This is a genomic window from Sphaerospermopsis sp. FACHB-1094, assembly GCF_014696195.1.
Classification (GTDB): Bacteria; Cyanobacteriota; Cyanobacteriia; order Cyanobacteriales; family Nostocaceae; genus Sphaerospermopsis; species Sphaerospermopsis kisseleviana.
Map to the genome: position 1 here is coordinate 1 of NZ_JACJPT010000006.1, position 21,384 is coordinate 21,384.

Genomic DNA, 21,384 nt, shown 5'->3' on the forward strand with positions numbered 1-21,384 from the left:
TCATAAGTTTTTATCCAACCAATTACGGGTACTTTTACCTTTCTGTAGTCAATTTTTATGACACCATCTAAGGTAAAAGAATCATGTTTACCCTTTTTCTTAAACTTAGGAAACCCTTTACTTTTTTTGAAGAAAGATTTAAAAGCATCTGACAAATATCTTAATGCGTATTGAGGGGCGCATTTAGACACTTCATAATACCAAGGATGGGTAGATTTAATGGCTGCTACTAACCATTTGTGTAAATCTATGGCTGTGGGAAATTTGATTTTTTCTTCTGGTTGCAGTTTGTTATGTAATAATACCTGTTGACACAGTGCTAAACCTTGATTCCAAGCGTGTCTGGCTACTCCTGCGTGTTGCGCCAGTAGTAGTCGTTGTTGCTTGTTAACTTTGAGTTGGGTTTTGAATCCTAGTAGCATACAGTGATTTTACTGTAATTCTGTGACAAAGCCAAAAGATGACAGAAAATTTTCAGCAAATGTGAGTATTTGTTAGTATTGGTTAAGAAAACATTAACTAGCTACTAACCCCACTACCAATTTATCAATCACATCCTGAAAATCCTTAAATCCTGGATATCCTGATTCTGACAATATGCAAGCTTGGACACCCGATACCAGACTACAGAACAGCTAAGAAAATGGAAGAAGTATATAATTCGTAATTAGGGCTTGCTGAATAAAGATAAAACCTTGATAAATTCTGGAAACCACTTATGTAATTTCTGGAGATGTCTATAAGACATCTCCGAAAAAGATGTAGGGACAATTCATGAATTGTCCCTACATCTTATGTTACCAGTGGTCTATTCTAGAGACGTTCTATATAACATCTCTACATTTTTGCATTAACTACACAATGAGTTAATCAATCGTCAATTTCTTTCTACGCCATAGTTGATAGTCACAAATAAGTTGTGACAGCTTGTACAGGATTTCTTCCTCAAAGGGAATCCGCCATTTTATAGGACGAACGGGACGGTATCGGTCAAACATTAGTATTAAAGTTACCACAGCCATAATAATCAGGTGTGTTTGTAGGACAGTTAGAGGTAAGAGCATTAAAGCCCAACAATTTCCTACACACCAAAGGCCGTTAACCATCCCATAGCGCCAACAATCTAAATTAGCAGCCAGTCCAAAAGGTGAAAGGCCAGGAGTCCAGTGGCAGTGGTTCAAGCAGGACTGCTTCCACGGGCTAGACTGCCAAAAAATGGCTAATAGCAAGGCAACACCAGAAGCGCCAAACCATCCCTCGCCCACAAAAAACCTCAGCAAAGCTGCAACAGGCATTAATATCAGACCTGCCAGAGTCCAGATACTGATATAGCCAAAAAGAAACAAAACAATAGCAATCCAACGCCGCCGGATTAAGCTACGTCCCCAAAGGTGACGGATTGGTTGGGCTAACGCAGGAGACATCATAGCAACCAACATCACCAACCAATACAATACGATCACTGCCAGGGAGTGGAAAGAGAGCATATCATCTAGTGAGTGAATCATCTGTCCATGCCCATGAACTGAGACAGCAATCATCCGTCCTGACATTACCTGATGAAGTTCTCCTGGTAGCAACATCACCCCCCAAGCAATCAGGGAAACTTTCAGCAGCGTCGGTAGAGGAGGCTCACTAATAAATGATATGTATCTACTTAATGTGATTCTCATTACTTGACTGCACACGTCTCACGATACAGGAGTACTTGCTCCACGTTCATATCATCGGCTGGATTATCTTCATTTAGTGGGATGAAAGTAACTTTAAGGTTCTTAGTTCCTTCCCATCCGCCAAATCGAAGTCTAGCAAGGATATCGGTAATTTCAAAAACTTCGGTAACTCCTAGTCCCCCACCTGCGGATGCTTGGCGCACACCAAAAAAGGAGATACTACCCGCATACAGATCAGGATAATCATAACCTGAAGCGCCTTTAGGAAGATTAACAAACACGTTAATGATCCTACCATCCTTGTTGCTGGTGATGTTCACCAGATGCAGGAAAAACCTATGCTCTGAGGAGTATTTTACGCCTTCTCCTGTAGCAGGTTCTCCTATTGGAATCTCTATCGAAGTTCTATTTGCTTCTTTTAATCCTGTGCTGGTGGTACTAGCACCAAGCAGTTCGGATTTTGTTCCGGCAGGCGTGGTAGGGATATCTTTGAGGGGATTTGAAATGTCATCATATTGATAACTGAGATCATACTGGTAATCTACTTTCAGTGCCAAGGTATTGACAACATCCTTTGGTTTGAACTCCCAGACTTGTCCAGATGTCAAAGGTACCATAAAGCCACGTTCACCCGGACCGTCGAGCCACTGTTCTTGCGCTTGGTTTAACAGTTTTATTGTGTGGTTGTCCGCTTTGTTTTCTGGTGTATCTGGTAGTGGCTCCTTCTTATATGGGTTTTTATGCTCCGGATCACTTTTGAGCCAAACTTCCCACAGGCGGTCAATATTGGCATGATGCGACCAAAATAGAGGGTCAAGACCGGCGGTGACTCCGTCACCCATCAGTCCACCAACAAGACCATGAATGTTGTTATGTGGATTGCTTTCTATTTGACCAAAGGCTACAGGGTCATGGCTAAAACTGGTTTTTAACCCACCAAAACCAGTTGAAGAGTTAGATGTTCCTATAAAACTGGGTTGAGTCAATGCCTGTTTTAGGCTTAGCAAGTTTCTTTGTATAAGTTCGTACTTTTGCTTTGCCCCTGGTGTTCCTTTAGCAATTTCTTGTGGCAGTGTGACTAGATCTCCGTCCCGTTGTTTGATATAAAGGGGATTTTCAGACCCATCCGGCATATACTCATTGGTAAATGCTGGTGGTATTTGTGTTGCACGATAATCATCTTTTGGATCTGCGGGGTTCCAGTAAGGTAAAGCCCAATCTGTCCAATGGTAATTAACTTTGATACCTTTCTTTTCGTCTTCTATCATTTCCTGTTTAATAGCTTCACGCACTATTGTTTCAAATGACAGCAAATGGCCACGATGCCAAGGTAAGAAGTACCAGCTTCCATGCTGACATTGTTTCCAGTAAAGGCTTTGTACCCAATAAGGTGGTAACTTTTCACCCAAGGTCAGGAAGCCTTCAACGTGCCATATTACGGGGTCAAAACCATGAAGTGCAGCCAAAAATTCCCAGCTTGTAGGCTCTGAAATTGTCCTAGCTCTGAGGACTCTAACACCCCTAGCATACCAGTACAACACGGGATCATCGAAATCTCCATTCTTTGCCCATACATTTCTGCGAGTGAAAGCCATAAAATTCCTTTTGGTGTTTGTTGGATGGTGAACCGTTGTATACAACCTAGACAAAACTAGACTTGAGTTTCTACTTCAATGAGAAATGAGAGCATGGGAGCGGCTATCCCTCAGTAGAATTTCGCGCCCTAGTCAGACGCGATAAAATCATTGTTCTTATTCAATGATTGGTGAATATTAAGACAAGTTCGTGCATTCACTAATAGGAAAGAATTAGCTAAAAATAGCCCGTGTTATCCCGTACTATTAGAACCTTAGATCGATGTAACAAGCACGCTATTTTTATCTATTATGACTTATGCAAGTATTACACCATAGAAACTTTTGCAAGATGTGCTAGACGGCATAAATCATGTAAATAAACAGATTTTTGATATCTGATGCACCCTACGAATGTGCCAGTTGCATAGGTCATGAATATAATAATAAGCACATTTGACGCAATGTCAATATTGAATATCGTTAATTTTAGTAACTTTAGCTAAAATTTTAGTAACTTTAGCTAATTTTTCACTCATTGTATTTTAAATTGTATATCAGTGACAAAATCACTTAAATAATAACTAGATATTTGCGACATAAATTATACTTACTATACCTGCATTTGGTGGCTACCTTTGGTTTAATTTCCATAGCATCACAATAGTAAATATTGCTACTTAGTAGGTATGCGTTAAAAATTGTCGTTATGGCAAGGCAGGAGGCAGGAGGGAAGAGGTTTTTAGCAATTTTACATTTTTGTACTTGCTTGGTTTTTTCGTGCCGACTTACTTTTATCCCTGAATAAAATTAGGGTTAATTTAGATGTGGTAATTCGTCGTCAACCCCCATCCCTGAAATCCCCAAAAATCCCCAAAAATCCTTAAATTATTGACTTCATTCTCAATAATGTTGATAATATACCCCCCTTTATTGATAAAAATCTTTTTTTCGATAGATCCCCGACTTCTTCAAGAAGCTAGGGATCTGGGTATTAGTAGAAAGAAACCGAAAAACCTCCTGCCTCCTGCTAATTAAATCAATCCTGCTGATTCATAAAGTCTTTTAAACAAAGCTTTAATTTTAGTTCCATAATCTAAATCTGCGGACCATCTTCCTGATAGTTGATCTACAGAAGGAGCGACACCCCTAGTCACAAATCTAAAGCGAGGATCTACTTCTTGTTGTACCAAAGGTTCTAAACTAGCATAGGCTTTTAAATGTTGAATATGCGCTCTTACTCCTATTCTGGCACTAGGAAAAGATGCTGCTTCTGAACCACCACCTATTGCTCCTAAACCAGCAAAGTTATTTTGTTGAGGTTTAATGTCTCCTCCAAAACGTAAAAAGCCAGTTTCTAAACACATTTGACAAAAGGCAAGATCATGATTTACGCCTTCAATGATCGCTTCTTCCCGATAAAGTTTAGGAATGTCAGGAAACTGCACTAGAGCGTTTTCATTGTTATTCCGCAAAAATATTTGTAGCTGTACTTCTGTGGTATTTCCATTAGAAATAATTTGCTCAATGTGTGCCGGACAAATTGTTAAAATGGAACGGAGTTTAAGAGTTTTAGTTGCACTATCCCAACTAATAGAAATATTAAAATCTCGCAGTTCGATAGCTTTGATATAAACTACACGGCGATAGGTTACACGGTTAATATTAGGTGATTTTGATAAATCAATTCGCAACCGATCTACTAAGTCAATGGGAATATAGGAATTACCATTAATTAATACTCCTTGTTCTGGATAATTTTGCCCATTGATGTTAATATTAATTGGTGGATAATTTGGTTCTACAGGAGTTCCCGGATTTGGATCAACTCCTCGACTCCAGGCTATTAATCCGTCAACAATTCCTAAAGCAAAATCACGACGACGAGTTTGTAATAAATTGCGATCGTCTGGACTGCTGAGAAACCCTACTTGCATGACTAAAGCCGGTAGAGTAGTGCGGCGACAAAACTGCAAACTACCTAAGCCACTGTCTGTATCTGGTCTGACTCCGCGATTAGGTAATTGAGGTACACGGCGCAACAATCCCATGAGTAACGTTTCTGCATTTTGCTTGCGTTGATTGTTGCTGGCAATGTGGTAAACACTAGCACCCCTAACAGTAGGACTACTAGCTGCATCAGCTTGAATTTCTACAGCCACATCAGTGGAACGAGCGCGAGAGTTAATCCAGGTGATAGTTTGGGCAGCACTTAAATCATCAGGCACAGCTAAAACTTCCACAGTACGCGCCCGCAGTTCTGTTACAATTAAATCCCGTAACAGAATCATTTCCTTAGCTTCAGTTGTACCACCTGCGATCGCACCAGGATCAATACCGCCAGCTTCCCTACCTCCATGCGCGGCCGAAATAAAAATACGTCCCATCTTTAATGATTCCCATTGTTAAGCTCCAGCATGAAGCAATTTTAACGATTATTTTGGGTTTGGGATCAAGAATTATAATAAGGCAGGAGTCAGGAGTCAGGAGTCAGGAGTCAGGAGTTTTGATTTTTCCCCAATCACCAATCACCAATCACCCAAAAATGCAAATCCCCCGTTTACATCCAGATACAATAGAAGAAGTTAAACACCGGGCTGATATTGTTGATGTTGTCTCAGATTATGTAGTTTTACGTAGACGAGGCAAAGATTTTGTCGGGTTATGTCCTTTCCATGACGAGAAAACCCCTAGTTTTACAGTTAGCCCAACTAAGCAAATGTATTATTGCTTTGGTTGTCAAGCTGCGGGTAATGCCATTAAGTTTGTCATGGATTTGAATAAACGACATTTTGCAGAAGTAGTTCTAGATTTAGCAAAACGTTATCAAGTTCCTGTCAAAACCTTAGCACCTGAACAAAGACAAGAATTACAACGTCAAATATCTTTACGTGAGCAATTATATGAAATTTTAGCATCTACAGCCCAATTTTATCAACACGCTTTAAGACAAAATTTGGGTCAAAAAGCGATGCAATATTTACAGGAAAATCGGCAATTAAAAATAGAAACAATTCAACAATTTGGTTTAGGTTATGCTCCCCCTGGTTGGGAAACTTTACATCGTTATTTGGTGGAAAATAAAAATTATCCTGTGCAGTTGGTAGAAAAAGCTGGTTTAATTAAACCTAGAAAAGAAGGGGGAGGTTATTATGATGTATTTCGGGATAGATTAATGATTCCTATCCACGATGTTCAAGGAAGAGTAATTGCTTTTGGTGGCAGAACTTTAACAGATGAACAACCAAAATATTTAAATTCCCCAGAAACAGAATTATTTAGTAAAGGTAAAACTTTATTTGCTTTAGATCAAGCTAAAGATGGTATTTCTAAATCAGATCAAGGGGTAGTAGTAGAGGGATATTTTGATGCGATCGCCCTTCATGCAGCAGGAATTAATAACGTCGTTGCATCCCTGGGTACAGCATTAAGTATAGAACAAGTGCGGCTATTATTGCGTTACTCAGATTCCAAACAATTAATACTTAATTTTGATGCAGATAACGCTGGAATTAATGCCGCAGAAAGAGCAATTGGTGAAATTGCCACCTTAGCATATAAAGGGGAAGTACAGTTAAAAATTCTCAACATTCCCGACGGTAAAGATGCGGATGAATATTTGCAAACTCATACAGCAGCAGAATATCAGCAACTATTAACAAATGCACCACTGTGGTTAAATTGGCAAATTGAGGAAATTATTAAAAATAGAGATTTAAAACAAGCTACCAATTTTCAAATCGTTACAAAAGAAATGGTTAAAATCTTGCAGAAAATCGTTAATAGTGATACACTTAATTACTATATCTCCTACTGTGCAGAAATACTCAGCTTAGGGGACGCTAGACTTATACCCCTACGAGTTGAGAACCTACTAACTCAAATTGCACCTGCTAGTGTACAAACTCCACCTTTGCGTTTACGCAAACCAGAGTCAAAAACGCCAAAGCTATCTCTAGTAACCACTGAACGCAGTTTATTAGAACAAGCAGAGGCGTTATTATTACGAATTTTTCTCCATTGTCCTGAACAACGTCAAATTATATTTGAGGAATTAGAAGAAAGAAATTTAGAATTTAGCCTTTCTCATCATCGGTTTTTGTGGCAAAAAAGTTTAGAATTTCCATTAGAAGAAGTAGACTTAATTTCTAACTTACAAAATCGGTATTTAGAATTAGAAGAAGATTTAAAAATAGTATCTCATGTATTTCATTTGAATGAAAAAAACAAGCAAGAAATACTGCGTACTCCCCAAGTTGTACAAGCAACCTTAGCTTGTATGGAAATAGTTTTGAGGGAAAAACGCTATCGTCATTTTATGGAACTGTGGGAAAAAGTTGATCCACAAATAGAACCAGAAAAAAATAAATCATATTATGATAATGCTATTGCTGAAAAAAGACGAATACAAGAATTAGATAAACAAAGACAATTTTCCATAGCCGAATTATTTTAATCAAAGAATAGGGAGTATACTAATTCTATGAAACTACAAACAACTATCCAAGAAATCAAAACAGTTAAAGCCTACTATACCCCAGAAGAATATTTAGAACTGGAAGAAAAATCAGAGTACAAAAATGAATATAGAGATGGAGAAATTATACCCATGACAGGCAGAACAACAAATCATAATAAACTAGCATTAAATTTAGCTACTAGCCTGAATTTAGCATTAAATGATTTAGACTATGAAATTTATATTGGAGATGTAAAACTGTGGATACAACGTTATCGAGAATTTACTTATCCTGATGTCATGGTCATAGAAGGTGAACCTATTTATTATAGTACAAACACCACAATTGTTACCAATCCTTTATTAATTGCCGAAGTCCTATCTAAATCTACAAAAGACTATGATCGGGGTGATAAATTTCTTTATTATCGTTCAATTCCCGAATTTAAAGAATATATTTTGATTGATCAACATAAACATTATGTCATGCAATATGTCAAAAATCATGAAAATCAATGGATTTTGACAGAGTATGAAACAGAAGATGCTATTTTAAAACTTGCATCAATTAACCTTCAATTATCTTTAAAACAACTGTATAAAAAAATTAACTTTTTGGAACAAATAGAGTAAAATTTTCAATTGAAAATTGAAAATTGTTTCATTAAAGGCTTCCGCCGTGAGCGTCAGCCGATAGCGTAGCGTGGCGTTAGCCATACGGTTTAAAACCTCTCCTTTCAACGGGAAAAATAAAAAATAAGCTTTTTCAATCCTCTCCCTTCAATGGAGGGCTAATTGTCAATTGTTCATTGTCAATTATCAATTATTGAATATTCACCTATAACCTGAGCTTTGGTAAAATAGATTTAGATAACATTCCATGAACCCCTTTTTGTGGACTATTCACCACTTGAGTAATATGAAAATTTACTACTAAACTGCATAAAACATAAGCATCTTCTGGTGATAAATTGGCAAAACGTTCTAGAAAATCAATCATATTTTTTAACGCCAATTCCAAAGCATCATCTAATGTTTCTGCAAAACCCATTGTGATGAAATCTGTAGGAGTTTCTGCTATGGGTGTTGTCAGTTGTAAATCTTTACGTAATATGAGTTTAATTCTGCCATTCATAGATGTTTCAATAGCAGTTACATTTACCTCACCATCTCCTTGTGCAGAATGTCCATCACCAATGGAAAATAATGCACCAGGAACATATATAGGTAAAAATAATTTTGCACCTGCTTGTAATTGACGGTTATCAATATTTCCTCCATAAGCACCTGGAGGTATAGAATTACGGTTATTTTCTGGGGTAGCAACTCCTAAAATGCCAAAAAAAGGTGTGAGAGGAATTTTAATATTTGAACCGGGTGGAAATTCGGCAAAATTATTTTTTAAATCGAGGGGAATAAATCTTAATGCAGCTTCTGTAAACTGCTGTGGTAATGCTCCCCAACCTGCACGAATAGCGTTAAAACCAACAGGTAAACGCGGTGAAATTGACTTTAATTGTACTTCTAAAATATCCCCTGGTTGTGCATTATTGATGTAAATTGGTCCGGTGAGTAAATGGGGTCCTGGTGCTATTTTTTGTTCTGGTGGTAAATTTTCACAGATATCAATAAATTCTGGTGTAAGAAATTCTGAAGGAGCTTTGTCGTAAACGTAATAACCTGTATATGTTTCTATGTCTATTGTGTCATGGGAATCAACAAATAATGCTGGTTTTAAGAGGTGAGAAAAGCCACCTAAATGTACAGTTTCTTTCGTAGCTTTTAAAATGTGGTGAGTCATTTTTGCAGATGCTGATGGCTGAATAAACAATTATCAATTGTCAATTGTCAATTGTCAATTGTCAATTGATAACAGGTTATTTTGAGTTTTCAGAGTGTTTTTTCCAGCAACCTAATATAATTGCGGACATCATGATCTTTCACTCGTGCAGAAATGAAGTTGAAACTAAACCAAGGTCCTAGTCGTAATTGTTGACCTACATGACTATATCTTCCTTGCCACCACCTGGGTAATGCTGGTACTATATCCATGCCATAAATAAAGCGATAAGTGTTAGGAACTCTCTGATTATAAGATTGAGAAAATTCCTTATTGCCTACTTTGGGCGAGCCAAATGTATAGACTTCTAAGGAAGATAATTGAGGGTGAAAATTATATTCAATATCTACACCACATAAGGTTGCTAATGCTCCTCCTAAACTATGGCCTGTGACAATGATATTAGCAGTCTGATTATCTTTGATATATTGATGAATCTGATCTCTAACGGAAAGGTAAGCATTGCTAAAACCAGAATGCATGAGTGATCCAGAGTTCTTACCTTTTTTATATGGGTAAGTTTGCTCGGTTTTAGCAACAATTTCTTGTTGAATTATTTTCTCATCAAATTCTCTATTTTCCTTTTCTTCATCAATACCTATCTTGCCAGTATCGAAGTTATATCGCCAGTCCATTCTTGATTCAGTACCACGAAAAACTATAGTTACTGCTGAGGAATCTGCTAAAATTGCCAATTGAGTATCGGTGGTTTTGTCGCTAATCAGAATTGGTTTTTCAGTCCAGCCGCTAAAGGCTATTTTAGAGAAGTCTTGATAAATTTCTTGACAGCACACTGCCATTTTCACTGCTTTGGAATAATTCACTGTCATCACTAAGTCCTCATCAAAAATTTTGAGTAATATTTTGACCAATATTCAGATGTTCTAGAACACCAATTCATTAATCGTAACGGCGTTCGCGTAGCGTGCTGGAGGCATAGCATTCGGACAGAATATGAACTGGTTTCAGCGATAGGTTATCACCCGAATGCTTCGCCCCTACAAGGTAAAAACAGATTACCTAGCATTACTGAATCGACGTTCTAGGAAACATCTATGTATTATTGGTGATTCGACGGATATCATAGCATTGTTTATTTACAAACGACTAGAGTGCAGCAAAATATAAAAAAATATAAATTTATATTACAAAAATACCTATCATACTCAGATCCCCGACTTTTTTAAGAAGTTGGGGATCTAAAATAGGACTTACGCACTGTACAAATTCACCATGATGTGCATGAACGAAAATCCGTCGTTTCAGGCTTTTGGCGATTAACTTCCGATCAATAGCGATCGCCCAAAAATAATTAAAAAATCACGTTAAAATGCCCGAAACCCATACCTCATATTTGGTTGATTCTGTCAATGCGTAAGTCCTATAAAAGTAAAAAAATATAAAATTTCCAAATTTAGCAGATTTGTGTGGTAATGAATTGAATCACATCCGCTAAACCGATTTTGGTTTTTAAGTTAGTGAAAATAAAGGGTTTATCTCCACGCATTTTTTTTGCATCTCTTTCCATGACGTTTAAATCTGCTCCAACGAATGGTGCAAGATCAATTTTATTAATGACTAATAAATCTGATTTAGTGATACCTGGACCACCTTTGCGGGGAATTTTATCCCCAGCAGCAACGTCTATGACATATATTGTTAAATCAACTAATTCGGGACTAAAGGTAGCGGCTAAATTATCACCACCACTTTCTAAAAAAACTAAATCTAAATCTATAAATTTTTCTTCTAGTTGTTCAATTGCAGCTAAATTCATGGAAGCATCTTCACGAATAGCAGTATGGGGACAACCTCCTGTTTCTACTCCTAAAATGCGATCGCTCTCCAATGCTTGAGAACGTACTAAAAATTGTGCATCTTCTTGAGTATAAATATCATTGGTAACAACCGCTAATTTATATTTTTCTCGCAGTGCTTTACACAAAGCATCTACTAAAGCTGTTTTTCCAGAACCTACGGGTCCTGCTACTCCTACTCGAAAAGCATTCATAAGTAATTGGTGATTGGTGATTGGTGATTGGTAATTGGTAATTAGTAAAATTATTACCTATCTTCTCTTACTGTTCCCTGTTCCCTGTTCCCTGTTCCCTAGCTTCTAAATAATCTAGTATATTGGGTTTCATGCTGCATACTAGCTAAGGATAAACCCCAACTACAACAAACTAGATTATCATCTTCTAAGGTGAGAATTTCTGACATTGTAATATTTAATAATGTTTGCAACTCTAATAATAATTCTTGTCCAGCAGTTTGACCAAGGGGAATGAGTTTGACTCCAGCAGTAATTAAATTATTTGCCCAACTATGCAGATATGCTAATAATGCCGCATCAGTGTTAATTTGCCAATGAGCGCAAGCAATACCAAAGGCGATCGCATAATTGCAAGGATAACCCACTGCGGTAGCTAATGGTAAAGTTTCTGGTGCAAGTTTACTTAATAATTGGATGAGTGATCGCCCCATTTGCCAACTACCAGCGCGTAATTCTTCTGTATCTCTCACCGCAGATAACCACAAATTCCATCGTTTTAAATCTGCTAAATTTCCCATTTTTGCAGCTTCTAAACCTCTAATCATCACAGCGCCATCTATGCGAATTGACCCATAATTCAACTCAGCTTCTAACCAATTTTTTAAGCTATTACTGCTATTAATAGTACCATTTTCTACCAACATTTCCAAACCTTCAGAATAGCTATAAGCTCCCACAGGTAAAGCCGGACTAGCTAACTGTAAAATAGATAAAAAATGACTATGAGTTAGAGTGATGGTGTCCATAAGCTCCTCCATAAGCGCCTAATTCTGGTTGAAAAGGTACAACTTCTTCCTTAATTTCTAACCCTAACTTTTCTAACATCGTGCGTAAAACTGAATCGGGAGATAAGCGTAAATAATTAGGAGTAATTTCCACAGGTACATGACGATTACCCAAATGATAAGCTGCTCTTAATAAGAGTAAAGGTGTGTGTGCAACCACAGTCAAAACAGGTTCAGGTTTAGCAATAATTCTGATGAAATTGTTTTGATTTTCATCAGTGAGAAGATCATCATTATGTAAAACTGTACCTCTCGGTAAACGCAGAAAAACCTCCTTTCCATCTGTTAATGTAAATTTGTGACGGCTACGGGTGCGTTCTTCAGCGGTAAGTGGAAGAGTAAAATTAACGATAGCATTAATATCAGGAGGTTTAACTTTAGTTAAATTCAACATGATGAAAACAATAAATTATAGATATCTTGGTAAATTTTCAGAAATGATATTACAACAAAACAACAAAAATATCAATAATCTGCAAAAATAAATCCCCAACCTTTTACAGAAGTCGGGGATCTACATCCTACACCTTTGATATTTTTATCTTTTATATTTAATTTTCATCCCTAGCATGAATTTGAGCCGGGGGACTCGTCGCTTCAACTGCTGTAAATGGTTGCAGAATTCTATAAGAATGAATTGCACCTTTTGGTACAACCCAAGAACTACCTTTTTCTAGTAAAATTGTCTGACCAAAAATATCTAATTCTGCTTGTCCATCAATTACATAACCAACAGTTTCATATTCCCGTTGAGTTGGTACTTTTTCCTCACCTGGTTCTTCATTTTCCCATAGTCGCATCGAAACAGTTTTTCCCGATGCTAGATACTTTTGACCAAGTTTACCTGTGGGAGAATAAGCAGAATCTACTTTTTTAACACTTGTGTCACTCATATAATTTATGATCCTTATTAACAAGTTATTAGCGGAATTTTTGGCTTTTTTATCCTTAAAAAGGGAGGTTTTAAACCTTGAATGAAACAGTTATCAATTGTCAATTGTCAATTGTCAATTGTCAATTGATAATTTCCCATTACAAAAACTGCCTCCTACCTTCCTTATCTCTTGTCTCTCAACATTCTTTCTGGTGGTATATTCTCTTGATAATAACCTGGTTTATCACCAGTAATTGGCTCTAAACTTTTGTCAATATTTGTGCGTACATCTTCTAAAAACTGTCTGGTAGATTCAGGAATAGGTTCATCAAGATTGAGTTTTTCTCTAATATTATCAGCAGTTTCTTGAAGTTGTCTTTGAGTATTTTCTAGCGGCTGCTCATTTCTGATTGCTTCTTGATCAGGAGTACCTTTATAATAAGTACCTTCTGGAGTTGTCACGGTATCAGCTTGTGCTAATAGCATAGCATTACTAGAGCTAAAAGCTTGGAAGCCAAAAAAGGCAAATACTACAAAAGAAATTACTAGCAGACGTAAAATTAGACGTTGAAAACTCTTAAAAAGACGATTCATAATTATCCTTGCTCATAGGGTTTTCCTGAATAATAAATGCTTACACCACAGCAGCACTAGAAGTAGGTTTAGGAGGCTTAATACCAGCAGCAATTCGTGAACGATATAGTTCAACTAATCGCTGTTCATATTTACCTAAATCATTGTAAATTTCTTTAAAAATTGCCGTTGCTACTGGGTCAGTATACATTGCCGACAAATGGCTAACATCACCAATACCTGTTTGTACATCACCCAATGCACAACGAATTTGATAGATATCATCACTACCAGTCAATGCAGATTTTACCTTAGCATATTGATTAGCAACATTAGCGCCAAAAGATGGTTTTTCATGTAATCTATGCAGATAAGTTTCCAGTTTTTGAATGTGACGTTGCTTATTAATTATCATTTCTTGAAACAGGTTTTTTACCTCCTGTTCAGATTCTTTTTCTAGATACTTTTCTAGAGCTTCTAAAGAATAACGTTCTCCACCTAAAGCAATATTTAAACCTTTAACAATTTCATTCTTGGTTGAACCACCCCAAGCATCAGCTAACTTCCACCATTCTGCACTTGTGTCTTTTTCATCAGGCAAATTAGCATCTTTACCACCATAACCTAAACGTTTTAAAAGTGCCGTTGTAAAAATTGCCAAGTCTCCAGGTTCACGAGATGTAATCAAATTACCATCCACAACTACAGGCTCATCTATATAATTTGCTCCTGCATTACTGATATCTTTACGAATAGCAGTAAACCCAGTTACTTGTTTACCTTTGAGTAAATCACCTTCAATTAAAACCTGTGGTCCATGACATATTGCGGCTATTAATTTACCTTGCTTCATGGCTTCCCGCACAAAGCAAACTGTGTGACAATTACGCCGCATTTTATCAGGAGCCATACCCCCAGGAATAACCACTGCTGCAAATTCATCAACTATAGCTTCTGTTGTTGTTCCATCAGCTTGTACGCTCAGTTTTCCCCTTTTACCCTTATATTTTTCATTCATCCTTGAACCCAAAACTACTACATCCATTCCCGCTTGTTTGAGTGCGTGACAAGGAATTATAAATTCTAAATCTTCTACTTCTTGTTCAACGAGAATAGCAACTTTTTTCTGACTAGAATGATGATTATTGTTGATCATTGGTTTTCTTCCCCTGGCTAATTATCAAATAAATTGATTTTTTACACTTATTCAGTTTCAGTGATTTGAGCCAGCCATCTCGAACTGTAATTGATTGTTATAGCAACAATCTGGTCTAAAACCGGACTTCGTTCAAAGTTTTTGGAGCAGTGTCTAAATCCCTGTAAAATAGACCTCCTGCCTTCGTTATGCTGGCATTTCACTTGTTGATGAAGTGGCAAATAATTCCTCATAATCATGGGTAAAATAAGCATGAAATTTCTTGAATTTCTCTGGAGTTACCGCATTTTGTAAAACCGCAAAAACTGCCCGCACGTGCATTGCTGCTGTAGTTGGTTCTATATTTTCTTTCTGACTAGCACGCTCAATAAACTCTTGCAGATGAAAAGATTGACTAGCTTCTGTTTCTCTGCCACGTAAATATTTACCTAATTCTGGTGGTATTTGTGCAGCTAATTCTTGTGCTTCATCTTTAGGAATCAGTTCTCTCACTGTTTCTAATGTCGCACGAGTAGCAACTTCTGCTTCTTCACGGGAATTTGATTGAGCTAGACTTTGTACATGGGTAATAAACTCTGTATATTCCATTTTTTAATCTCCTCTATTTATTAAATCTGAAAATCTGAAAATAATTTCTTACCAATTACCTTACTAAACTAATTGCTAGTTATAATTGCTAATGATTTACCACCTACTAGATTAATACTTCATAGATTGCTTCACTTCGTTCTCAAGGGATATATTTTTTATAACTAAAGTTATAAATCTTTAGTTAGATAAATATATTTGGTGAAAAGTTATAATAAAAAAGTTATAATAAAAAAGTTAAGCATTCAGCCCTCAGCCATCAGCCATGTAGCTAAAATATTGAAATACAAAGAGTGAAAATAAACAGATGCAGATAAGGTTCATGAAATTACAATTTCTAAATCTTTGTTATTGCAGCAAGTAGCTATTATCATGACAAAAAAACGAAAAAAACAGGAAAATAAAACTGATGATTTGCCACAGGGAATTACTGAATCCTATGGTACAGGCGTAAAAAACTTACCGGGATATAATATTGGTGAGCGATCGCTGTGGGAAAATAGACAAGAGTATACAGAAAACTGTCCTGAATTTCCTGCTGAATACCCTATTGCAGGTGATGAAGTTGATAGTTATTGGCAAGATACGGTAGGAGATGAAGCTGTGGGTGGTACTGTTGCTACTCCTGAAAAAAATGTAACGGAGGAATTAGAAACAGCAGTAGGTTTAGAAATGAATGATTATGCTTTTCTTCGCACCAACGATATTTTAAAACATCGTGATGATGCACGTTGGGAACTAGAACCGAAATCCTCTGAAGATTATGAACAACGACGAGATGAAAATAATTCATAATCATTTAGGAGTCAGAGGAGAAAAAAACGGAATTTTTGGCTTTTTCCCCTGGAAAGGGAAGGTTTTAAACCTTTAATAAAAAATTATCAATTGTCAATTTTCAACTGATAAACAGATAAACACAGAGTAAACACTATGCTTGTTACTCTGTGTTTTTTATTTTGGTGATTGGGGCAGCTGCACCCATCGTCACGCCCTTTGCTTCTTGTCTGCTAATTTAAAGCGATTTCAATTAGTCCTCATCTGTCCTGAGACTGGTTTAAATTTAGGGTTTTTTGATTAAGATTCTGCCTTTTTATAGTGTTTGCAGTCAGTGATTATTTTTTCATACAAATGCCAACATTTGTAGTCACATTTCAAGTTTTATATATCGAATTTTACCATGTAGATTTAATGACCCATACCTCATAAATTACCAGGTTTTAAAGGGAGACCTTTATTGATCTCCCCCCTTAATAAGGAATGTTGACCTCATCTCAGAAAGGGTAAAGAGTAAAGGTGTTATTACTCCTTACCCTTTCACCCTTATTTGTTACCCAAAAGTTTGAGGTTAAATTTAATTCAACTAATTCAAAGACTGATTAGATGAAATATAATCCTGTTGACAATATTCCTGAGTTGGGGTTACAGAAACCACTTCCACCTCAACAGGTTTTTCTGGTGTGGGGTTAATAATAAATTCACTAGGACCTACATGGGGTTTTTGTGGATTTCCCCAATCATAGGTATAACCTAAACCAGACCAAGGATAATATTCTTTTTTCGCATTGCTGAAAGAATTGGTGTATATTGTCTTAATTACAGGACTGCTATCTGGTACTGGTAAAGGTAAAACATTACAACTAGCATCGTCAATTTCTGGATCAATACATGGTCTGATTAAATCTTCTGCTTTTACCCACATTTCCACAAAATGGGTTTTGCTAGAATATTTGTTTAAAATCAATCCCAAATATTGCTGTAACCTTAGTGAAAGTTCAATTTTATCAGGAATATTGGCATCTATGGCTTGATATTGCTGGCAAAATTCTTTAACTTGTGGTACTGCTGTAAACCATGTTTGATAAGCCAGTTGTTTTTTTGCACCTATTGGCCAATCTACACTGGGGTTACTCACATATCTCCAAGTTGACATTAAATATTCAATTTTGCCATTATTTTCTCTCCATTTAATTCTAGGGTTACTGGGAGATAATGCCCACAGATCACTCACTACTTCATCTGCTAACGGCTGTTTTGCATCTTCAACAGCATCTGCTAATGTCTTGCTCAAAACATTATAAGTTTCTGGTTGATATTGCAATAGATACTCATAAACATTGACAGGTAATTCTGCTTGGGCTAATTGTACATTTAGTATTTGTGTACTATTATTTGCAGCTAAAGCCCGCTGTGACCATCCGAATAATAAGAAAACACAACATAATAAGCCTAGCAAAAATCGTTGTTGCCAATTCTTCATGGTAAATAACCTAGTAGTGTTTATTGCTGTTGGAAAGTAATACTAGGTCAGATTTTATAATTATTTTTTACGAAATAACCAACGGTGTTTATTTTTTTTAACTAAAGATTTATGTATAAGTAGGTAGGCGTTGAAATTTATCGTTGTGGCAAGGCAGGAGGCAGAAGGCAGGAGGGATGAGGTTTTTAGGCATTTTACATTTTGTTACATAACTTGTTTTTTTCATGCCGACTTACTTAAATAAAACCGAAAATTTACGATTTTCTGACAAATTTCAATTCCCCTTTGAATTGAGCAAAATGGTTATTTTCAAATTTGTTCTAAAAACAAAGTTTTTTATCTTCTTGGTATATCTACTAGATAAAAGCTGAAAATTGAAATTGGATTATACGAATTTTTACTGAAACCATTTAATCTAAGTCGAACCATATAGTTGTATTTTACACATTTATGCCGATAATTTACTCAAATAATTTCCCTAGATGTGTTGCGAGAATTGATACGTGGGTTAAAACGTCGAATCAAAAGAACAAATGAAGAGGTTTAAAAGCTGCTTAAGATTCCTATATAATGACTGGTAAACCTTTCTGCTTTCACGTTTAGGATTGTTTCACCATGCAAGTAGTTTTTAACTCTAATTTGAATTATCAAATTTTCAGCCTCTATCCTCAACAGGATCAATGGGGCTAAACAATTGATTAACGAACAGGGTATACTGTCAAGGAATGATAGTTATAACGGAAACTTAACATAATAAATTTTCTAGACCAATTCAACCTTCGTCAACACTAAATCATAGTATATCAAATAAAGTTATGTCAGCGCAAAACCCCAATGCTGAAGAGACAATGGATTTGAATTTTGGTGTTAACCACCAAGGAACATATCAGGTACAAACACACTCTTCACCTGTAGTTAGTCTGGCTACCAGAAAAGGAACGATTTCCCAGTTTCTTGCTCCCTTAACCCAGGATACTTTTAAACAAGTAGTTCAGGAAGTTGAGCATAAATTGAAAATTGTTAACGAAACCTTATCCATGTTGGATTATAAAGGTTTTGAAACAATTCTTCCAGAAATGCTGCATTCAATTACCTTGAAAACAGGGGAATTACTAGGAGCAGATCGGACAACGATATTTTTATTAGATGAAGAAAAACAACAACTCTGGTCTATTTTAGCAGAAGGGGAAGGAAAGCGACCATTAGAAATTAGAATTCCAGCGGATAAAGGTATTGCCGGGGAAGTGGCAACTTTTAAGCGAGTCATCAATATTCCCTATGATTTTTATAACGATGTGCGGTCAAAATTTGCTCAAGAACAAGACAAGAGAAATGGCTACCGCACTTACACAATGTTAGCTTTACCGCTATTAAATGAAAATGCAGAATTAGTAGCGGTAGTGCAGTTATTAAATAAATTAAAATACCTACACAATCCCGATGATCCTCTGAAAGAACGCATTGATAAAAAGGGGTTTACCAGTGCAGATGAAAAATTATTTCAAGATTTTGCGCCGTCAATTCGCCTGATTTTAGAGTCGTCTCGCTCTTTTTATATTGCTACTCAAAAACAAAGAGCCGCAGCAGCTTTGATGAAAGCGATTAAGTCTTTAAGTCACAGTAGTTTAGATTTAAAAGATACCCTAAAACGGGTAATGGATGAAGCTAAAGAATTGATGAATGCTGATCGCAGTACCCTGTGGTTGATAGATGGCGATCACCAGGAATTATGGACAACAATTACTCAAGATAACGGTACAACTAAAGAATTACGAGTACCCATAGGTAAAGGCTTTGCTGGGATCGTTGCTGCATCTGGAAAAACCTTAAATATTCCCTTTGATTTATATAAACATCCAGATTCACAAACTGCCCAAAAAATAGATCAAGAAAATGGCTATCGCACTTGTAGTCTGTTGTGTATGCCAGTATTTAACAGTGATCAAAAATTAATTGGTGTTACTCAATTAGTAAATAAAAAGAAAGGAGGAGATTTTGCACCTTATAATCCCTCCCTTTGGCCTCAACCTCCTGAATGCTTCCAAGCTAGTTTTGACGGCAATGATGAAGTATTCATGGAAGCTTTTAATATTCAAGCAGGTGTAGCATTGCAAAATGCCCAATTGTTTGCCAAAGTCAAACAGCAAGAAAAAATGCAGCGGGATATTTTGCGGAGTCTTTCTAATGGTGTAATTTCCTCGGATAAGTCTGGATATATTATCACTGCTAATGAAAGTGCTAAACGTTTACTAGGTTATTCTACAGAGGCGCGTTTAGAGGGGAAATTAGTTAGTGATGTTATCAATATTAAAGACGGAGATTTTAGCCAATGGTTTGCAGATGCTTTAGCTGCAAATGATGTCAAAGATACCCAGCAGTATTATCCAGATCGTACACTTCTAACTACTACCCAAGAACAGCACAGCATTAATTTATCACTCAACACTATTGCTGATGCGAATGACGAAAATAAAGTGTGTGGCGCACTGGTGGTAATGGATGATATCAGCGATGAAAAGCGTCTGAAAAGCACCATGTACCGTTACATGACTCAGGAGTTGGCAGAAGAATTACTCAAATTAGATGATGCTAAATTAGGAGGCGATCGCAAAGAAGTTACTATCTTATTCTCGGATATTCGTGGCTATACCACCCTCACAGAAAATATGCAAGCTGAGGAAGTGGTAAGTATGCTTAATGAATATTTTGAATCAATGGTAGAAGCTGTATTTAGACATAAAGGCACTCTCGATAAATATATCGGTGATGCCATTATGGCTGTATTTGGTTCTCCCTTACCTTTAGAAAAACACGCCCGTATGGCAGTCGAAACTTCTCTAGAAATGCGCTATCGTTTGCAGGAATTAAATCAACGTCGAGAAGCCTTAAATCAATCAAAAATCAAAATCGGCATCGGCATTAATTCTGATACTGTAATTAGTGGTAATATCGGTTCTAGTAAGCGGATGGAATTTACCGCTATTGGTGATGGTGTCAATCTTGGTTCTCGATTAGAAAGTATTAGCAAACAATATGGTTGCGATATTATCATCAGCGACAATACCTTTAACTTCTGTCATGATGATATTTGGGCAAGGGAACTAGATTTAATTCGTGTTAAAGGCAGAAATGAGCCTGTATCTATCTATGAGTTGATCGGAATGCGTTCTGATTCTATTAACAGTGCCAAACAAGAACTAATTGAACATTATCAGAAAGGAAGAGAGTATTATCTGCAACGTCAGTTTTCACTGGCTCAAATGGAATTTGTGAAAGCTTTAACTGCTGATAATAATGATAAAGCTTCAATGTTATATCTGAGTCGTTGTCAACATTGGCTACAAACACCTCCCACAGATACAACTTGGGATGCTGGTGTTTGGACTTTTCATGAAAAATAAAAGTCAGCCATCAGCTATTCAGGAGAAAGAATTAGTTTTTCTCCCTATCTCCCCAGTCCCCAGTTCCCAGTCATGAGAAGGAAATAATATTGTCTACTATCTTAAAGCTGATAGCTGATAGCTGAATACTTACGATTTATCTTCACCAGAT

The 21,384-nt window shown here is 36.6% G+C and carries 19 protein-coding genes; 5 read left to right on the top strand and 14 right to left on the bottom strand.

The genetic code is table 11. The annotated features are described in order from the left end of the window. Both H6F47_RS02805 and H6F47_RS02810 read right to left on the bottom strand, forming a co-directional pair. The coding region (locus H6F47_RS02805; protein ID WP_190647570.1) for a helix-turn-helix domain-containing protein at positions 1-422 on the bottom strand (422 nt) is incomplete at its 3' end. A gap of 444 nt (positions 423-866) precedes the next feature. Further along, positions 867-1,463 carry a DUF2182 domain-containing protein gene (locus tag H6F47_RS02810; RefSeq protein ID WP_190647572.1) on the bottom strand — a complete coding sequence of 199 codons (597 nt, stop codon included), beginning with the start codon at positions 1,461-1,463 and terminating at the stop codon, positions 867-869. A gap of 32 nt (positions 1,464-1,495) precedes the next feature. Here H6F47_RS02810 and H6F47_RS02815 point away from each other — a divergent pair, with 32 nt between their 5' ends. Further along, positions 1,496-1,639, top strand: a complete 144-nt coding sequence (locus H6F47_RS02815; RefSeq protein WP_190647574.1) for a hypothetical protein — start codon at positions 1,496-1,498, stop codon at positions 1,637-1,639. Between the two features lie 33 nt (positions 1,640-1,672). On the opposite strand, the gene H6F47_RS02820 is transcribed toward H6F47_RS02815, so the two are convergent. Together H6F47_RS02820 and H6F47_RS02825 are read right to left on the bottom strand one after the other, a co-directional pair. Beyond that, entirely contained in the window at positions 1,673-3,268 is a 1,596-nt protein-coding gene (locus H6F47_RS02820; protein WP_190647576.1) for a tyrosinase family protein, read from the bottom strand. A gap of 1,013 nt (positions 3,269-4,281) precedes the next feature. Then, positions 4,282-5,634, bottom strand: coding sequence for an N-acetylmuramoyl-L-alanine amidase (locus tag H6F47_RS02825; protein ID WP_190647578.1), 1,353 nt, complete (start codon positions 5,632-5,634; stop codon positions 4,282-4,284). 158 nt (positions 5,635-5,792) lie between these two features. Here H6F47_RS02825 and dnaG point away from each other — a divergent pair, with 158 nt between their 5' ends. Both dnaG and H6F47_RS02835 read left to right on the top strand, forming a co-directional pair. Further along, positions 5,793-7,703, top strand: a complete 1,911-nt coding sequence (gene dnaG / locus H6F47_RS02830) for a DNA primase (RefSeq protein ID WP_190647650.1) — start codon at positions 5,793-5,795, stop codon at positions 7,701-7,703. 27 nt (positions 7,704-7,730) lie between these two features. Further along, positions 7,731-8,339, top strand: coding sequence for a Uma2 family endonuclease (locus H6F47_RS02835; RefSeq protein ID WP_190647580.1), 609 nt, complete (start codon positions 7,731-7,733; stop codon positions 8,337-8,339). Positions 8,340-8,544: 205 nt separating this feature from the next. Here the strand turns inward: H6F47_RS02835 and H6F47_RS02840 are convergent, their stop codons facing one another. The 9 genes from H6F47_RS02840 to H6F47_RS02880 all read right to left on the bottom strand — a co-directional run bounded on the left by H6F47_RS02840 (position 8,545) and on the right by H6F47_RS02880 (position 15,575). Next, the gene (locus H6F47_RS02840) at positions 8,545-9,507 is read right to left on the bottom strand and encodes an acetamidase/formamidase family protein (protein ID WP_190647582.1); all 963 of its coding nucleotides are present in this window, start codon (positions 9,505-9,507) and stop codon (positions 8,545-8,547) included. Positions 9,508-9,596: 89 nt separating this feature from the next. Then, on the bottom strand, positions 9,597-10,376 hold the full coding sequence (locus H6F47_RS02845; RefSeq protein ID WP_190647584.1) for a lipase family protein: 780 nt from the start codon (positions 10,374-10,376) through the stop codon (positions 9,597-9,599). Between the two features lie 584 nt (positions 10,377-10,960). Then, positions 10,961-11,557: an urease accessory protein UreG gene (ureG, locus tag H6F47_RS02850; protein WP_096572392.1), complete on the bottom strand. Its 597-nt coding sequence runs from the start codon at positions 11,555-11,557 to the stop codon at positions 10,961-10,963. Between the two features lie 98 nt (positions 11,558-11,655). Next, positions 11,656-12,345, bottom strand: coding sequence for an urease accessory protein UreF (locus H6F47_RS02855; protein WP_137668995.1), 690 nt, complete (start codon positions 12,343-12,345; stop codon positions 11,656-11,658). Then, positions 12,320-12,778 carry an urease accessory protein UreE gene (gene ureE, locus H6F47_RS02860; RefSeq protein ID WP_096572394.1) on the bottom strand — a complete coding sequence of 153 codons (459 nt, stop codon included), beginning with the start codon at positions 12,776-12,778 and terminating at the stop codon, positions 12,320-12,322. The genes H6F47_RS02855 and ureE overlap by 26 nt, the downstream gene beginning before the upstream one ends. 157 nt (positions 12,779-12,935) lie before the next feature. Further along, a complete protein-coding gene (locus H6F47_RS02865; protein ID WP_187038786.1) occupies positions 12,936-13,277 on the bottom strand; it encodes a cupin domain-containing protein in 342 nt (113 codons plus the stop codon). A 164-nt stretch (positions 13,278-13,441) separates the two neighbouring features. After that, entirely contained in the window at positions 13,442-13,852 is a 411-nt protein-coding gene (locus H6F47_RS02870) for a hypothetical protein (RefSeq protein ID WP_096572396.1), read from the bottom strand. 40 nt (positions 13,853-13,892) lie between these two features. Beyond that, positions 13,893-14,987, bottom strand: coding sequence for a DJ-1/PfpI/YhbO family deglycase/protease (locus tag H6F47_RS02875; RefSeq protein WP_190348429.1), 1,095 nt, complete (start codon positions 14,985-14,987; stop codon positions 13,893-13,895). A gap of 186 nt (positions 14,988-15,173) precedes the next feature. After that, positions 15,174-15,575 carry a DUF2267 domain-containing protein gene (locus tag H6F47_RS02880; protein ID WP_096572398.1) on the bottom strand — a complete coding sequence of 134 codons (402 nt, stop codon included), beginning with the start codon at positions 15,573-15,575 and terminating at the stop codon, positions 15,174-15,176. 372 nt (positions 15,576-15,947) lie between these two features. Between H6F47_RS02880 and H6F47_RS02885 the strand changes: the two genes are divergently transcribed. Then, entirely contained in the window at positions 15,948-16,370 is a 423-nt protein-coding gene (locus H6F47_RS02885) for a DUF6335 family protein (RefSeq protein WP_190647586.1), read from the top strand. Between the two features lie 565 nt (positions 16,371-16,935). Here H6F47_RS02885 and H6F47_RS02890 read toward each other — a convergent pair. Next, positions 16,936-17,832 carry a hypothetical protein gene (locus H6F47_RS02890; protein WP_137668990.1) on the bottom strand — a complete coding sequence of 299 codons (897 nt, stop codon included), beginning with the start codon at positions 17,830-17,832 and terminating at the stop codon, positions 16,936-16,938. 815 nt (positions 17,833-18,647) lie between these two features. Between H6F47_RS02890 and H6F47_RS02895 the strand changes: the two genes are divergently transcribed. Beyond that, a complete protein-coding gene (locus H6F47_RS02895) occupies positions 18,648-21,233 on the top strand; it encodes an adenylate/guanylate cyclase domain-containing protein (protein ID WP_190647588.1) in 2,586 nt (861 codons plus the stop codon). The last annotated feature ends 151 nt before the right edge of the window (positions 21,234-21,384 follow it).

Excerpts from the sequence above, each read along its gene's own strand:
- H6F47_RS02820 (WP_190647576.1), bottom strand. The coding sequence starts at position 3,268 with ATGGCTTTCACTCGCAGAAATGTATGGGCAAAGAATGGAGATTTCGAT.
- H6F47_RS02825 (WP_190647578.1), bottom strand. The coding sequence starts at position 5,634 with ATGGGACGTATTTTTATTTCGGCCGCGCATGGAGGTAGGGAAGCTGGC.
- dnaG (WP_190647650.1), top strand. The coding sequence starts at position 5,793 with ATGCAAATCCCCCGTTTACATCCAGATACAATAGAAGAAGTTAAACAC.
- H6F47_RS02835 (WP_190647580.1), top strand. The coding sequence starts at position 7,731 with ATGAAACTACAAACAACTATCCAAGAAATCAAAACAGTTAAAGCCTAC.
- H6F47_RS02840 (WP_190647582.1), bottom strand. The coding sequence starts at position 9,507 with ATGACTCACCACATTTTAAAAGCTACGAAAGAAACTGTACATTTAGGT.
- H6F47_RS02845 (WP_190647584.1), bottom strand. The coding sequence starts at position 10,376 with ATGACAGTGAATTATTCCAAAGCAGTGAAAATGGCAGTGTGCTGTCAA.
- ureG (WP_096572392.1), bottom strand. The coding sequence starts at position 11,557 with ATGAATGCTTTTCGAGTAGGAGTAGCAGGACCCGTAGGTTCTGGAAAA.
- H6F47_RS02855 (WP_137668995.1), bottom strand. The coding sequence starts at position 12,345 with ATGGACACCATCACTCTAACTCATAGTCATTTTTTATCTATTTTACAG.
- ureE (WP_096572394.1), bottom strand. The coding sequence starts at position 12,778 with ATGTTGAATTTAACTAAAGTTAAACCTCCTGATATTAATGCTATCGTT.
- H6F47_RS02865 (WP_187038786.1), bottom strand. The coding sequence starts at position 13,277 with ATGAGTGACACAAGTGTTAAAAAAGTAGATTCTGCTTATTCTCCCACA.
- H6F47_RS02870 (WP_096572396.1), bottom strand. The coding sequence starts at position 13,852 with ATGAATCGTCTTTTTAAGAGTTTTCAACGTCTAATTTTACGTCTGCTA.
- H6F47_RS02875 (WP_190348429.1), bottom strand. The coding sequence starts at position 14,987 with ATGATCAACAATAATCATCATTCTAGTCAGAAAAAAGTTGCTATTCTC.
- H6F47_RS02880 (WP_096572398.1), bottom strand. The coding sequence starts at position 15,575 with ATGGAATATACAGAGTTTATTACCCATGTACAAAGTCTAGCTCAATCA.
- H6F47_RS02885 (WP_190647586.1), top strand. The coding sequence starts at position 15,948 with ATGACAAAAAAACGAAAAAAACAGGAAAATAAAACTGATGATTTGCCA.
- H6F47_RS02890 (WP_137668990.1), bottom strand. The coding sequence starts at position 17,832 with ATGAAGAATTGGCAACAACGATTTTTGCTAGGCTTATTATGTTGTGTT.
- H6F47_RS02895 (WP_190647588.1), top strand. The coding sequence starts at position 18,648 with ATGTCAGCGCAAAACCCCAATGCTGAAGAGACAATGGATTTGAATTTT.